At 46.6% G+C, this 13,205-nt stretch carries 13 protein-coding genes and 1 pseudogene; 6 read left to right on the forward strand and 8 right to left on the reverse strand.

Features of this window, described 5'->3' with window-relative positions; genetic code table 11:
- Positions 1 to 19: 19 nt before the first annotated feature.
- Both H6A32_RS07605 and H6A32_RS07610 read left to right on the forward strand, forming a co-directional pair.
- The gene (locus tag H6A32_RS07605) at positions 20 to 568 is read left to right on the forward strand and encodes a prolyl-tRNA synthetase associated domain-containing protein (RefSeq protein WP_087168105.1); all 549 of its coding nucleotides are present in this window, start codon (positions 20 to 22) and stop codon (positions 566 to 568) included.
- A gap of 54 nt (positions 569 to 622) precedes the next feature.
- The gene (locus tag H6A32_RS07610; RefSeq protein ID WP_087168106.1) at positions 623 to 1,804 is read left to right on the forward strand and encodes a metallophosphoesterase; all 1,182 of its coding nucleotides are present in this window, start codon (positions 623 to 625) and stop codon (positions 1,802 to 1,804) included.
- 54 nt (positions 1,805 to 1,858) lie between these two features.
- On the opposite strand, the gene H6A32_RS07615 is transcribed toward H6A32_RS07610, so the two are convergent.
- Positions 1,859 to 2,104, reverse strand: a complete 246-nt coding sequence (locus H6A32_RS07615) for a hypothetical protein (protein WP_204864050.1) — start codon at positions 2,102 to 2,104, stop codon at positions 1,859 to 1,861.
- Positions 2,105 to 2,153: 49 nt separating this feature from the next.
- Positions 2,154 to 3,296 (reverse strand): RNA polymerase sigma factor, encoded by a 1,143-nt coding sequence (locus tag H6A32_RS07620; protein WP_204864051.1) that lies wholly within the window; start codon positions 3,294 to 3,296, stop codon positions 2,154 to 2,156.
- 222 nt (positions 3,297 to 3,518) lie between these two features.
- Here H6A32_RS07620 and H6A32_RS07625 point away from each other — a divergent pair.
- Positions 3,519 to 3,875: pseudogene (locus tag H6A32_RS07625) on the forward strand (6-phospho-beta-glucosidase); the annotation flags it as partial.
- Between the two features lie 26 nt (positions 3,876 to 3,901).
- Here the strand turns inward: H6A32_RS07625 and H6A32_RS07630 are convergent.
- The 4 genes from H6A32_RS07630 to nrdD form a co-directional block, all read right to left on the reverse strand.
- Positions 3,902 to 5,215, reverse strand: coding sequence for an MATE family efflux transporter (locus H6A32_RS07630; protein WP_204864052.1), 1,314 nt, complete (start codon positions 5,213 to 5,215; stop codon positions 3,902 to 3,904).
- The gene (locus H6A32_RS07635; RefSeq protein WP_087168113.1) at positions 5,205 to 5,645 is read right to left on the reverse strand and encodes a MarR family winged helix-turn-helix transcriptional regulator; all 441 of its coding nucleotides are present in this window, start codon (positions 5,643 to 5,645) and stop codon (positions 5,205 to 5,207) included. The genes H6A32_RS07630 and H6A32_RS07635 overlap by 11 nt, the downstream gene beginning before the upstream one ends.
- 375 nt (positions 5,646 to 6,020) lie before the next feature.
- Entirely contained in the window at positions 6,021 to 6,614 is a 594-nt protein-coding gene (gene nrdG, locus H6A32_RS07640; RefSeq protein WP_087168114.1) for an anaerobic ribonucleoside-triphosphate reductase activating protein, read from the reverse strand.
- A gap of 29 nt (positions 6,615 to 6,643) precedes the next feature.
- Positions 6,644 to 8,770: an anaerobic ribonucleoside-triphosphate reductase gene (gene nrdD / locus H6A32_RS07645; RefSeq protein ID WP_087168115.1), complete on the reverse strand. Its 2,127-nt coding sequence runs from the start codon at positions 8,768 to 8,770 to the stop codon at positions 6,644 to 6,646.
- A gap of 280 nt (positions 8,771 to 9,050) precedes the next feature.
- Between nrdD and arcC the strand changes: the two genes are divergently transcribed.
- Positions 9,051 to 9,986: a carbamate kinase gene (gene arcC / locus H6A32_RS07650; RefSeq protein WP_087168116.1), complete on the forward strand. Its 936-nt coding sequence runs from the start codon at positions 9,051 to 9,053 to the stop codon at positions 9,984 to 9,986.
- 90 nt (positions 9,987 to 10,076) lie between these two features.
- Here arcC and H6A32_RS07655 read toward each other — a convergent pair whose 3' ends face one another.
- Together H6A32_RS07655 and H6A32_RS07660 are read right to left on the reverse strand one after the other, a co-directional pair.
- On the reverse strand, positions 10,077 to 10,664 hold the full coding sequence (locus tag H6A32_RS07655) for an adenylyltransferase/cytidyltransferase family protein (protein WP_087168117.1): 588 nt from the start codon (positions 10,662 to 10,664) through the stop codon (positions 10,077 to 10,079).
- 71 nt (positions 10,665 to 10,735) lie between these two features.
- The gene (locus H6A32_RS07660; protein ID WP_087168118.1) at positions 10,736 to 10,984 is read right to left on the reverse strand and encodes a hypothetical protein; all 249 of its coding nucleotides are present in this window, start codon (positions 10,982 to 10,984) and stop codon (positions 10,736 to 10,738) included.
- Between the two features lie 92 nt (positions 10,985 to 11,076).
- On the opposite strand from H6A32_RS07660, the gene H6A32_RS07665 reads away from it, so the two are divergent.
- Entirely contained in the window at positions 11,077 to 12,348 is a 1,272-nt protein-coding gene (locus H6A32_RS07665; RefSeq protein ID WP_191427662.1) for a sensor histidine kinase, read from the forward strand.
- A gap of 2 nt (positions 12,349 to 12,350) precedes the next feature.
- The gene (locus H6A32_RS07670) at positions 12,351 to 13,202 is read left to right on the forward strand and encodes a response regulator (protein WP_087168120.1); all 852 of its coding nucleotides are present in this window, start codon (positions 12,351 to 12,353) and stop codon (positions 13,200 to 13,202) included.
- Positions 13,203 to 13,205: the final 3 nt, after the last annotated feature.

The following is a 13,205-nucleotide window of genomic DNA, read 5'->3' on the forward strand; positions in this document are numbered from 1 at the left end:
ATTTTCAGGAGGTTTTACAATGAGTATTACTGTACATACAACCCATTTTACCGAACGGCCGGACTACACCGGACGGCTTGAAAAGGAGCAGCGTGTCTATGATCTGCTGGAGCAGCTCCACATTTCCTTCGAAGGAGTTGACCACGATACTGCCAATACGATCGAAGACTGTGAGGCAGTTGAGGCGGAGCTTGGTGTGAAGATCTGTAAAAATCTGTTCCTGCGAAACCGTCAGAAGACGACTTTCTATCTTCTCATGATGCCGGGAGATAAGAAATTTGTAACAAAGGATCTTTCCGGACAGCTTGGAATCTCCCGTCTTTCCTTCGCGGAGCCGGAATTCATGGAGGAGTATCTGGACCTGACACCGGGATCTGCAAGTGTCCTTGGACTGATGAATGATCCGGATCGGGAAGTCAATCTTTTGATCGATGAGGATCTTCTCAAAGACGAATATATCGGATGTCACCCGTGTATCAACACCTCGACACTCAAAATCCGGACAGCCGATATTCTGAATGTTTTTCTGAAGCATACCGGACACCGCCCGACACTTGTGCGCCTTTAGCCACATGTTTCGCGATTATGAAAAGGGATTTTACAAAAGAATGGAGAAGTTTTTATGCTTGCAGTTTATTTAAGCCCCCTCTACCTTGCAGTCAATTTGTACCTTCTGCACCGGATCTTTACATGGCTTACCGATATCCATCCATTTTTTGAAAAACGCGCGGTGCGGATCGTACTTGGGATCTGCTACTTCTTTGTCGCGTTTTCTCCGGGGATCGGATTCCTTGTTCCTGCCGGAACAGCTCAGAGAATTCTAAAAGGGCTCGGTTACTACTGGATGGGCATCATGCTCTACACGGCTCTGATTGTCATCGCAGCCGACCTGATACGTCTCATTGTCAGAAAAGTACGAAAGAAAACCTTTCACCGTCTCCGCCCTGCACTTGCCGGAACGATCTGCTTTTTTCTGATTGCCGCGATCAGCATTTATGGAATGTTCAATGCACGTTTCATCCGGATTACTCCGTATGAGGTGACGATTGATAAGAAGGCCGGGAATCTGGATTCTCTTAAGATCGCCCTTGTGGCAGATCTGCATCTCGGATACAGTGTCGGCACTTCCCAGATGCGTCAGATGGTTGACAAAATCAATGCCCAGAATCCGGATCTGGTTGTCATTGCAGGGGATATTTTTGACAACGAATATGAAGCGCTTGACAAGCCGGAAAAACTGGCTGAAATCCTTTCCGGACTTCAGAGTACTTACGGCACCTATGCCTGCTACGGAAACCACGATATTCAGGAGCCGATTCTGGCCGGATTTACCTTTCCTCAGGATGGTAAAAAAATGAGCGATCCTCAAATGGATGTTTTTCTTGAAAAAGCCGGGATCACCCTGCTTCGGGATGAGAGTGTTCTGATTGATGATGCCTTTTATCTTTATGGCAGACCGGATTATGAACGTCCCGGGCGCGGTATAACCAGCCGGAAAACACCGGAAGAGATTACACGGGATCTGAATACGAATAAGCCGGTTATCGTCATCGATCATGAACCGCGGGAACTGTCTGAGCTTTCGGATGCCGGTGTTGATCTGGATCTGTGCGGCCATACTCATGACGGCCAGATCTTTCCGGTCAATCTGATCACAAACCTTGTATGGGAAAATTCCTGTGGTTACCTTCAAAAAGGCTCCATGCATAATATTGTAACTTCCGGTGTGGGAGTCTTTGGTCCGAACATGCGGGTTGCTACCAAAAGCGAAATCTGTATGATTGATGTCCGTTTTCAGTCTTAACATTTTTTACAGGGAACGACGTTTCCTGTTAAAACAAAAAACATCAGGTGTCTCCTAGGAGCGCACCTGATGTTTTTGAAATCCGAAATAGGAACAGACTGCACAGACCGGCGTAAAGCAGACAGCAGCAATGATTCCCATCTGATAAACCTGTATCTTCGTTGTTCCGATCTCATAGGCCGGGAGATTGAAAATCTTGGCCGGAGACAGAAGATTAACCGGACACATTTCCAGAATGTGGTTAAGCCACGGAATATCCCATACGCCCCACAAAAAGTCCGTCCGTTCCAAAATAGCCAATCGTAAGCAGCGTCAAATACAGACTTGTCACTGCAAAGATCCCGGCAGATCAGAGAAAAGACGCCAGGATCTTCGCTCTTGCGCACCGTGTTTTCCCAAAACGCGAGGACAAAATAAGCGAATCCATTCCCGATGTATATTCTTCCGCAAACACCGGAGAAATCATAACAATCAAAAGGAGCGGGGCCAGCAGAAGAAAGCTTGCCAGAAAGCTCAGCAGCATATCCATTCCATTTGTAAAACCGCCCTGCATCAGCCCGTCCTGGCCCGGATAGACCTGATCCGCCGGAAGGTGATTGTAGTTTCCATTTTCATCGGTAAAAACAGACGCCACAGCGCCGTAAAATCCGTTGGCGTACCGATAGTAGTCATCGCCTATCATCTGATTTTCATCCGTGTATTCTGCGAGAATTCTTGCATTCTCCGCCAGAATTTCCTGCACATCCGCATCAGAAAGCGTGTCGTATTTTTCCGCAAGTTTCTTTTCATACTGCACAGCTTCCGTTCCTTCCAGCACCTTCCCATCCGACGTCAGAATCGGTGTATAACGGTCCGGATGTCCTGCATACGCCATAAAAAGCAGGATAGCACTGTAAATAGCAAGCAGAATCAAAATAAACTTACGCTTCAGTATTTTCTGTATTTCCAGACTCACAATCGAAATCATTTTTCTTCCTCCCTCCAGAATAGTTTTCAGATTTTTCAGTCCCTGGCGGATCCTGCTCTTCACGGTTGCTGTCTTTTCTCCCGTTACATAGGCAATCTCTCTTGCTTTCAGCCCATGGAAATACGAAAGATCCAGCACTTCTCTCTGTTCCGGCTTCAGACACTGCATTGCCTTTTGCAGCATCACCTGCTCTGATACCTGGTCGGCAAAGTCTTCCTCCCGGAGCCGTTCTTCGTAACCGTCCTCATATCCTAATTCAGCCTCCGTCTTTTTCCGGAAAAAATCAATGCAGACACTCCTTGCGATTCCAAATAAATACGCCCGGAATTTCTTCTGCTCCACATAGCGGTTCAGGTACCGGATGACACGTAGAAACGTTTCCTGCGCGCAGTCATATGCCGCGCTTTCCCGTCCTGTTCTGGAATAACAATATTGAAATATTTCCTGATAATATGCTTCAATCAACTCGTTCATCTGCTCCGGTTCCCCGGATTGAATACGCCGTATTCGTTCTCTGTCTGTCATGGTTATAGCCTCATTTTTATAAAACGTCTTACATATTGTATAACGAATCAGAAGAGAAAAAAGATTAAAAAAAGAAGAAAAATTTCTCCGCCTGACCGACATCTGAAATTTTTCTTCTTCCATTTGTAGTTATAGTGTCATTTCAATAATCTTTTCTTTGGGATTGTGGTACATTTTGGCAATCGCAACCAGTTGTCCTACCATATCACGTATCGTACACTCTACCATGACACCGGAGATATCCAGTATGTCAACGTCAGAAACAACGGAGCAATCCTGGATCTCCCGGCTGATTCCGCAGTTGAAGTTGCATGCCGTATCACAGCGGACGGACCAAAACCGCTTGCAACCGGGGAACTGAAAGTTTCCATCAGCGGTTATGTGCATATGATTAAAGCGTTCGAACGCATGACGATTGAAGCCGCCGTAAAAGGTGACCGGAACCTTGCTGTTGCTGCCCTGAACTTAAATCCGCTCTGTCCGAGTGATGAACTCGCAAATATCGTTGTGGATGAACTTCTGGAGGCACACAAAGAATATCTTCCGCAGTTTTTCAAAAACCAGACATCTTTTCGATAAATACCTTTTCATCGAAATATGCCGCCTCAAAACATCTGAGGCGGCATATTTCTTTGATCTTCATGCTGCTTCATCAGCAGCGCGAGACATGCGGACAGCACTCTTGCAAATACTGTGCTCCACCAGATCATGATCTGCCCTCCCAGCAGCGGCGGAAGAATCAGCATCAGTACAAGCATCAGCGCCGGCTCCATAAACGTCAGCACATAAGACATTCCCGTCTTTTCCGTTGCATAAAAATAAGCCGTGGTAATCCGGCTGACCGCCACAAACGGGACCGAAACAAGAAAGACCGGCATAATCTTCGCAATCTCCTGGTTTACTTCCCGGGAAGATCCAAACATATTTCCAACACTCCCCCTGACAGCAAACATGACCACACAGCCTGCCAGCGCCAGCAGCATGGCAAATCCGTAGGCGTATCTCCGCATCTTTTTCATCTTTTCCCTGTTTCCTTCTCCATAATAACGGCTGAACAATGGCTGGCTTCCGTCACCGACTCCCTGTAAAATCAGATAAATAATACAGATGATATAGGCGATACAGGCATACACTGCCACTGCTTCGTCCCCGCCATAATGGATGGAAAACCGGTTTATGATGATCAGAGAAATATTCGGCGTCATGGAAAGTCCGAACGGGGCAATCCCGATTTTCACTATGGCTGCGGCTGCAGACCCTGCACCTGAACGGGATATTTTTACCGTAAGCTTCTTCTTCCGGATCAGGTAGATCAACGCAATCAGCATCGTCACTCCCTGACTTATGACGGTCGCAAGCGCCGCCCCTGTGATGCCTCCATTCCAAACCCATACAAGAAAATAATCCAGTACAATATTGCTTCCGAATCCTGCAATCATGGAAATCATCGCATAGAACGGTCCTCCATGATTTCGGATAAACGGTACCAGCCCCGTACCAAGCACCTGAAAAGCCGCTCCCAGTGCAATGACAGAAATATAGTCCTCACCAAGTCTTAACAGTTCCCCCTGCGCACCCAGAAGCCTGAGAAGCGGCGTTGTCAGCAGAAATGTCAGGGCCGTCAGAAGGATACTTCCCAGAATCAGCATCCAAAGCGCACAGGCACTGAACTCACGCGCACGCTTTTCTTTCTTTTCCGCCATATAGATCGAATAATACACCGCACCGCCCATGCCGATCCCTGTTCCGGACGCCTGAATAACTGCCACGATCGGATAGGCCACATTAATGGCCGAAAGTCCCATATCGCCGATACTGTTCCCGACAAAAAAGCCGTCCACGATAGAATAGACGCCGGACAGGGCAAAGGACAGTACCGCCGGAATGACATACTTGAGAAAAACTCTTCTATCGCTCATGTTTCCTGTCCTCCTTCAACTTCCTTTCAAACATGAGATTAAACAGCTCCATCGTCTCACTGATCTGCCGGATCCGTTCTATCCCGATTTTACGGTAAATCTCCTCCTCCGTATGAAGGAGCGGATCGATTTTCTCCCCGGCGTACCGTCTGCCGCTCTCTGTCAGATCCACCCATTTCTCTCTTCGATCCATCTCACTGGCTGTCAGCATCACCAGCTCCCTCTCTTTCAGATCATGGATCACAGTATTCACCGTCTGCTTCTGCAGCCCAAAATCCTCCCGGATCTGCTTCTGAGTCAGACGTCCCATGGTGTACAGGGAATACAGGACAATCATTTCCGGATAACCGATCCCCTCTCTGGCCGCCCACTGTACATAGAGCCCGTTCCCCTTGGCCCAGGCTGCGTAATACTGCGCATTGACATTCATAGCATTCCCTCCGTTCAAAACATTTATTTTTAATCATTCGTTTTTTATACCATAATAGTATGTACACAGACTATTATAAGAGTAAAAAAAGAGGATGTCAAGAAACAATATCACATCTCACTTCCTGTCCTCAATCTTTGTCCTATGTGTGCGTGGTAAGGTGATTTTACATCCGAACTGGTGAATCCGAAGCACCCATCATATTGGGGATCTGAAATCGTGTGTACCTTCAAATTGTTCAGTCCGGTAAAAATACTCTCTTTTGAAATACGCATCCTGATAGGATTTGTTTCCTACGCACTACAGGGGATGCTCCCCGGTTCTCCGTGAACCGTCCGGATGACATCCCCTGTTTTCTTTGTATTTTATCTTCTGTTATTTCCCGCTGACTTCCGGCGGAATTCCTACAGCATTCGGATTTTCCTTCACTTCCACATGAACATATTCCGGCTGTTCCCAGAGAACCACGCTGCCTTTCTCCATAGACTTCTTCACATCGATCAGGCGCTGGTTTGCGGAACCCCGGAACAAAAGATTGACCTGTTTTAACTCCTCCACAAATCTTCCATCCACAAGGACATCAATATACCGGAGCATTTCTTTTGTCTCTTCCCATTTCGGGAGCATGTCCGCAAGAATCTCTTTGTCAAAGACATACCCGGAATAGCACCAGATGGAGATCCCCGGGAACTTTTCTCTGACCCGTTTTAAAAACGGTGCCAGAACCTTCTGATTTTCGTGCTCAAAAGGTTCCCCTCCAAGAAGGGTAAATCCGTGATAATAACTTTTTTCCAGCTCTTTCAAAATTTCGTCTTCTGTTTCTCCGGTAAAGGGATTTCCATAATGGAAATCCCACGCCTCCTCATTAAAGCAGCCTTTACACCGGTGCGTGCATCCGCTGACAAAAAGGGATACTCTTACACCGGGTCCGTTTGCCACATCCCATTTTTTTATATCTGCATAATACATACCGCAAATACTCCTTTACCGCCTGATTCTTACAGATGCATTACCCTGCTTTTAATCTCTTTTGTCTTTCCCGGATTCCAGAAATTTTCTCCCAGATATCCGCAGGTCCTTCTTGTGACATTCATCTTTGACTGATCTTTATTGTGGCAGACCGGACATTCCCACTCATAATCATCATTGATCATGATTTCTCCATCGTATCCGCATTCCTGACAGTAGTCAGACTTCGTATTAAACTCTGCATACTGGATGTTGTCATAGATAAACTTCACAACTTCCGCCACCGCTTCCAGATTATTATTCAGGTTCGGAATCTCTACATAAGAAATACATCCTCCGGTGCTGATTGTCTGGAACTGGCTTTCAAATGTAAATTTGTCGAACGCATCGATCTTTTCACGTACATCCACATGATAGGAGTTAGTATAGTATCCTTTGTCGGTCACATCTGTGATGCTTCCGAATTTTTTCTTGTCAATCTCGGCAAAACGGTAGCACAGACTCTCTGCCGGTGTTCCGTAAAGTCCGAATCCGAGTCCTGTTGTCTCTTTCCATGTATCGGTCGCGTTACGGAGCCTCTTCATCACCTTCAGAGCAAACTTCTGTCCTTCTTCTGTCGTCTGGCTTTCTCCTGTCACCAGTTTGGTCACTTCATAAAGTCCGATATATCCAAGGCTTAATGTAGAGTATCCTCCATGCAGATATTTGTCGATCTTTTCGCCTTTTTCCAGACGGGCGATCGCTCCGTACTGCCAGTGTACCGGGCTGACATCGGAACTTGTTCCTTCCAGCGCTTTATGACGGCACATCAGAGCCTCAAAGCAAAGGGAAAGCCTTTCATCGAGAATCTGCCAGAACTTCTCCTGGTCTCCTTCGGCCAGAATTCCGATCTGAGGAAGGTTGAGGCTGACAACACCCTGGTTGAAACGGCCTTCCCATTTGTAATTTCCGTTCTCATCTTTCCACGGTGAGAGGAAGGAGCGGCATCCCATCGGTGAGAATACATTTCCTTCGTAGTTTTCTTTCATCTTCTTCGCGGAAATATAGTCCGGATACATTCTCTTGGCAGAGCATTTCACTGCCAGTCTTGTCAGATCATCGTACTCGCCTCCACTTAAATTGTTATCTTCATTCAGAACATAGACAAGCTTCGGGAATGCAGGTGTCACATAGACGCCGGATTCATTTTTGATTCCCTCGATTCTCTGGCGCAGAATCTCCTGAATAATCATGGCATTTTCCTTTGCGTACGGATGGGACTTATCCGGGTTCAGGAACAAGGTCACGAACGGAGACTGTCCGTTTGTTGTCATCAGGGTGTTGATCTGATACTGTATCGTCTGTACACCGGATCTCAGCTCATCCTGAAGTCTGTCGTTGGCCAGCTGTTCCATCATCTCTTCGGAAATGATGCCTGTATATTTTTCTCTGTATTTTCTCATATATTTTTCATAGCTTCTGTGCAGATATTTTCCAAGATGACGGATATCGACAGACTGTCCGCCATACTGGCTGCTCGCAACAGACGCGATAATCTGCGTCATAACAGTACATGCGACATGGAAGCTTTTTGGAGACTCAATCAGTTTGCCGTTCATGACTGTGCCATTGTCCAGCATATCGCCGATATTGACCAGACAGCAGTTGAAAATCGGCTGAAGGAAGTAATCCATATCATGGAAATGGATCACACCGTCCTCATGAGCCTTTACAATCTTCTCCGGAAGAAGCACCCTCTTTGTCAGGTCCTTGGACACTTCCCCTGCAATATAATCTCTCTGGGTGGATGCCAGCGTGGAATTCTTGTTTGAATTCTCTGTCTTTAATTCAGAATTCTCTCCGCGGATCAGCCGGAGGATGGAATCGTCCGTTGTATTGGACTTTCTCACCATGGCTCTTGTATAACGGTAAATGATATATTTCTTGGCCAGATGATATTTTTCCTCTTCCATCAGCTTCTGCTCAATGATATCCTGGATATCCTCCACAGCCATACTCTCCAGCTTTCTGTTTTCGATGGACGCAACAATGTCGTAAATTTTTTCTTCGGAAATCCGGTCCTCTTTCTCCACCTCATTATTCGCTTTCTGTATTGCATGGACGATTTTGTTTCTGTCGTACTCAGCTTCCCGTCCGTCTCTTTTTATCACTTTCATATCTTATACCTCGCTGTATCAGTAAATTTCTCAAAGCCGCCTTTTTCATCTTTTCAGCAACAATCCACATTATAGCAGAGAGCAGCCGTTTTTTCTACCATATCTTGTGATTTTTCTATTATTCCACTATATATGGTATTTCATACAATTTTCTAACTATTTCTTTTTCCCTGTAAAATCAAGGTCTGCGGCCCCTTTGAAGGTTGCAATTTCCATGGAAAAATTATATAATTTCTGTATCACAGACACGAAACATCATAGAGAAATAGAGGTAATGCGTATGAAAAAGAAAGTGGTTGTAGCATTGGGACACCGGGCACTGGGAACGACTCTGCCGGAGCAGCAGGTTGCGGTCAAGCAAACGGCAAAGTCCGTCGCGGATCTTGTACAGGACGGCTATCAGGTTGTCATCACACACAGCAATGCCCCTCAGCTTGGCATGATCCACACTGCCATGAACGAATTCGGCAAGAATCATCCGGACTATACACCGGCCCCGATGTCAGTCTGCTCTGCAATGACACAGGGATATATCGGTTTTGACCTTCAAAATGCCATCCGCGAGGAGCTTCTGACACGTGGAATCTACCGCACGGTCAGCACAGTACTGACCCAGGTAACGGTAGATCCGTACGATGAGGCGTTCTATACTCCTACCAAGGTACTCGGACGTTACATGTCCGCGGAAGATGCCGCCATTGAGCGTAAAAAAGGCAATTACGTTGTGGAGGAGCCCGGAAAAGGTTTCCGCCGTGTCGTATCTGCCCCGAATCCGGTAAAGATTGTAGAGATGGATGCGATCCGCACTCTCTCCGACGCAGATCAGGTAGTTATTGCCTGCGGCGGCGGCGGTATTCCGGTTCTGGAACAGGATCATCATCTGAAAGGTGCAAGTGCCGTAATTGAGAAGGACCTGACTGCCGGAAAGCTTGCCGAAGAACTAGGTGCCGATGCTCTGATCATTCTGACGAGCGTGGAAAAGGTATTTATCAACCGGGGAACTGACCAGGAAGAACAGCTTGGAGAAATTACGGTTTCCCAGGCAAAACAGTATATGGAAGAGGGACATTTCGGCGTCTACAATATGCTTCCGAAATTCCGTGCTTCTGTCTCTTTCATCGAGAAGGGAGAAGGACGCCGTGCCTTTATCACCTGCCAGGAATCTCTCCGCGATGCTCTGAAAGGCCGCACCGGAACCGTGATCTGTCAGGATTAGAAAATTCATCACGTAATCACGGACGGTTTTGTCCGTAAACTGCAACAAGCCGGAAGGAATGCATTCTCTGCATTGCCCGTCCGGCTTGTACTATTTCGTTTTATTCTGTTTTTCTTCCGCTTCCCTGGCCAGGCGGATGATCCGTTCATCCAGATGATGTTCCGTAATATACCGGTACACACTCTTTGGAACCAGATGTGCCCATGGCTTTCCTTCAATAATAAGATGCCTCACTTCCGTTCCGGTCGTTCCTTTTTCTTCAAGCGGGCGGTTCCATAGAACTTCCACCTGAAGTCCCAGTCCGGTCAGTGTCCGGTACTTGTCCTCGCCCCATCCGTCGCAGATACTCATATAGTACACTGCATCTTTCGGCGCATACTGGAAAATCAGCTCCGGCGTATTGATCGGAAACGGAACAATCTCAAACTCTTCCCGCGGAACGTGAAACTCCAGCATTGCCTCACGAATCATTTCGTACCGTTCAAAATACGTAAACGGATTATTCTCCGGTCTGGAACGGTTTGTATCATGAATATTGGTTCTGATAAAACCTGCATCCGGATTGGATATTCCGATAATCAGTCTGTCGCACTGCTTTTTTGCCGCAAGCAGATACTCCATATGTTTCAGATGCAGGCATTGAAACCTGCCGTGGATTACTCCTGTTTTCTCTGCCATCTTTCAAACTTCCTTTACGCTCATTTCACATCTTTTTTTACTATATCACAGCTTTCCGAAAAGTAAAGCCTTTAGTTTGCTTTTTCGTTGATCCAGTCTGTAATCTGACACAGTCCTTCGTCATCTGCGGAAAACACTTTTCTTTCGATCTCTTCTTCCGGCGTCACATCATAACAGTACGGCTCCTTCCATACCGCCGCCTCCAGTGTATCGTCCTTTTTGTTCCAGGCGATCCGGAATCGAAGATCCGGTTTGGTGCTTCCGTAATACACAGCTTTTTTATAATATGCGATTCCATACAAATCTTCCCGTTTTACCATGTTCTTTTCTCCCTTTTTATGATAGAATATTTTCATGCCAATCATTGATCCTGTCAATTATGACAGAATAACGAAACGGAGGAAAAGCATCAATGAAATCTCCGAAATATTTTGATCTTTTTCTGCACACCTTGTTTTACAGCCTGATCACGGTGGCGGCAGCACAGTTTTACATCAATATTTTTTCTCCTGAATTCAGCGTTTCACTGGGAATCGTCTTTCTGGCATCCTTTGCCATGCTTGCCCCGGATTTTCCGGTTCTCCCGGTGTCTGCTCTTTCAGGCGTCCTTGTACTGTTTTCACGGGCTTTTCTGGGCAGCTTCAGGGAATCATCTTTCAATATTTCCTTTTCTTTGGCAGTCCCGGAACTGTTTTTTTATCTTTTTTATGGTGTCTTTCTGACTGTCTATATCGTGAAAATCCGAAAATCCTCGGTCCTGATGGACACCGCCGCTTTGCTTTTCTGTGACTATGCGGCAAATTTCGGGGAACTGATGCTACGTCTTAATATTAATGCATTTTCCCTTTCTTCGCAATCCGGAATCTTGATGACCGCTATGTTCCGGACTGCTTTGATTCTGATTTTCATGACGGTGTTCCGCAGGTACCATTTGGTACTTCTGAAAAAGGAGCAGCAGGACTACTACCGGAATCTTTCTCTGTTGACAGCCCGCCTTCAGGAGGAAGTCATCTGGATGGAGAAAAACACCTCCCTGGTAGAGTCGACCATGCATTCTGCATATCAGCTCTTTGAGCGTCTTCGTTCGGATTCAAGTACAAAGGATGCAGCCAAAGACGCCCTGATTATCGCGAATGATATTCATGAAATCAAGAAAGAATACTATCTGATCCTGCGTGGACTTTCCGATGCGCTGCAGACAGAAGATGGCCCTCTCCGCCTGGAATTCGGTGAACTGTTTTCCCTTCTGCGCAGCCCGGTTGAGCAGATTGCCTCAGCCGCTCACAAGACGCTTTCTTTTGAAGTGAAAGGGCGCTCCTCATTCCGCACCGGACATGTGTACGAATTGCTTTCTGTTTTTCGGAATCTTTTTACAAATGCGGTAGAAGCTTCGAAAAATGATCAGGTTTTTATTCAGGTTACACTAGAAGAAACAGCAGACGAAATTCTCTGTACGGTCACAGATCATGGACAGGGAATCCCCCCGGATGCGCTCTCACAGATCTTTGACGCGGGGTTTTCCACAAAAATCAACTATGAGACCGGGGAAATCAGCCGCGGACTGGGCCTCAATATCGTAAAAGGGATTGTGGAAGAAAATCTTGGCGGATGCATCCATGCAGACTCCCGTCCGGGGAATACCTGTTTTTCCATCCGTCTGCCAAAAGAAACACTGGAGGGTTAAAAATGAACTTTTATTTTGTAGATGATGATAAGAATGTACGAAACATACTGAAAATTCTTGTGACTGACAGACAGCTCGGCAAATGCTGCGGTTCATCCGGCAACGGCTACGACGCTCTGGAAGATGTGGAAGCCCTTCATCCTGACATCATCCTTGTCGACCTTCTCATGCCGGATATGGACGGAATCAGTTTTGTGGAAAAAGTAAGAGATATCTCTCCTGATTCTGTCTGCATCATGATTTCCCAGGTCGCTTCCAAGGATCTCATAGCCAAAGCCTATGAGGCAGGCGTGGAATTTTTTATCCAGAAACCAATCAACGCCATCGAGGTCGAGGCTGTAATCCGTAATGTCATCAAAAGCCTTTCCATGCACCGCAAAATCGGAAAGGTTCAGACTCTCTTTGAGGCGGAATTTTCCACCCGGGGAAAAACGTCAGACTCCTCTTCACAGTCTGAAAGTTTTCAGGGCAGACTTACCGGTGTTCTTCAGAAACTGGGCATCATCGGCGAGCTGGGCAGCAAGGATATCATTTCATTGATCACCTTTCTGCACGATCAGGATGAGACTCTCGAGCAGCAGACTCTTGGCAGTCTTCTCTCGCGTTTCAGCGAAAATCCGAAATCTGTAGAGCAGCGAATCCGCCGGGCTGCCTCAACCGGACTGGTCAATCTTGCCCATCTGGGTCTGGAAGATTATTCGAACGATGTGTTTAACGAGTTTTCCAACACGCTTTATAATTTTGAACAGGTCAGACGTGAAATGGATTATATCCGCGGAAAATCCGACCGGCACGGCAATGTAAAAATCCGCAACTTTCTCAATGCACTGCTTTGTTACTGCGAGAACGTGTAACCG

Origin of the sequence: Drancourtella massiliensis, from assembly GCF_016900655.1 — a bacterium.
Taxonomy (GTDB): domain Bacteria; phylum Bacillota; class Clostridia; order Lachnospirales; family Lachnospiraceae; genus Sellimonas; species Sellimonas catena.

Excerpts from the sequence above, each read along its gene's own strand:
- H6A32_RS07635 (WP_087168113.1), bottom strand. The coding sequence starts at position 5,645 with ATGAATGTCAATGCGCAGTATTACGCAGCCTGGGCCAAGGGGAACGGG.
- H6A32_RS07665 (WP_191427662.1), top strand. The coding sequence starts at position 11,077 with ATGAAATCTCCGAAATATTTTGATCTTTTTCTGCACACCTTGTTTTAC.
- H6A32_RS07605 (WP_087168105.1), top strand. The coding sequence starts at position 20 with ATGAGTATTACTGTACATACAACCCATTTTACCGAACGGCCGGACTAC.
- H6A32_RS07660 (WP_087168118.1), bottom strand. The coding sequence starts at position 10,984 with ATGGTAAAACGGGAAGATTTGTATGGAATCGCATATTATAAAAAAGCT.
- H6A32_RS07630 (WP_204864052.1), bottom strand. The coding sequence starts at position 5,215 with ATGAGCGATAGAAGAGTTTTTCTCAAGTATGTCATTCCGGCGGTACTG.
- H6A32_RS07655 (WP_087168117.1), bottom strand. The coding sequence starts at position 10,664 with ATGGCAGAGAAAACAGGAGTAATCCACGGCAGGTTTCAATGCCTGCAT.
- nrdG (WP_087168114.1), bottom strand. The coding sequence starts at position 6,614 with ATGTATTATGCAGATATAAAAAAATGGGATGTGGCAAACGGACCCGGT.
- H6A32_RS07610 (WP_087168106.1), top strand. The coding sequence starts at position 623 with ATGCTTGCAGTTTATTTAAGCCCCCTCTACCTTGCAGTCAATTTGTAC.
- nrdD (WP_087168115.1), bottom strand. The coding sequence starts at position 8,770 with ATGAAAGTGATAAAAAGAGACGGACGGGAAGCTGAGTACGACAGAAAC.
- arcC (WP_087168116.1), top strand. The coding sequence starts at position 9,051 with ATGAAAAAGAAAGTGGTTGTAGCATTGGGACACCGGGCACTGGGAACG.
- H6A32_RS07620 (WP_204864051.1), bottom strand. The coding sequence starts at position 3,296 with ATGACAGACAGAGAACGAATACGGCGTATTCAATCCGGGGAACCGGAG.
- H6A32_RS07670 (WP_087168120.1), top strand. The coding sequence starts at position 12,351 with ATGAACTTTTATTTTGTAGATGATGATAAGAATGTACGAAACATACTG.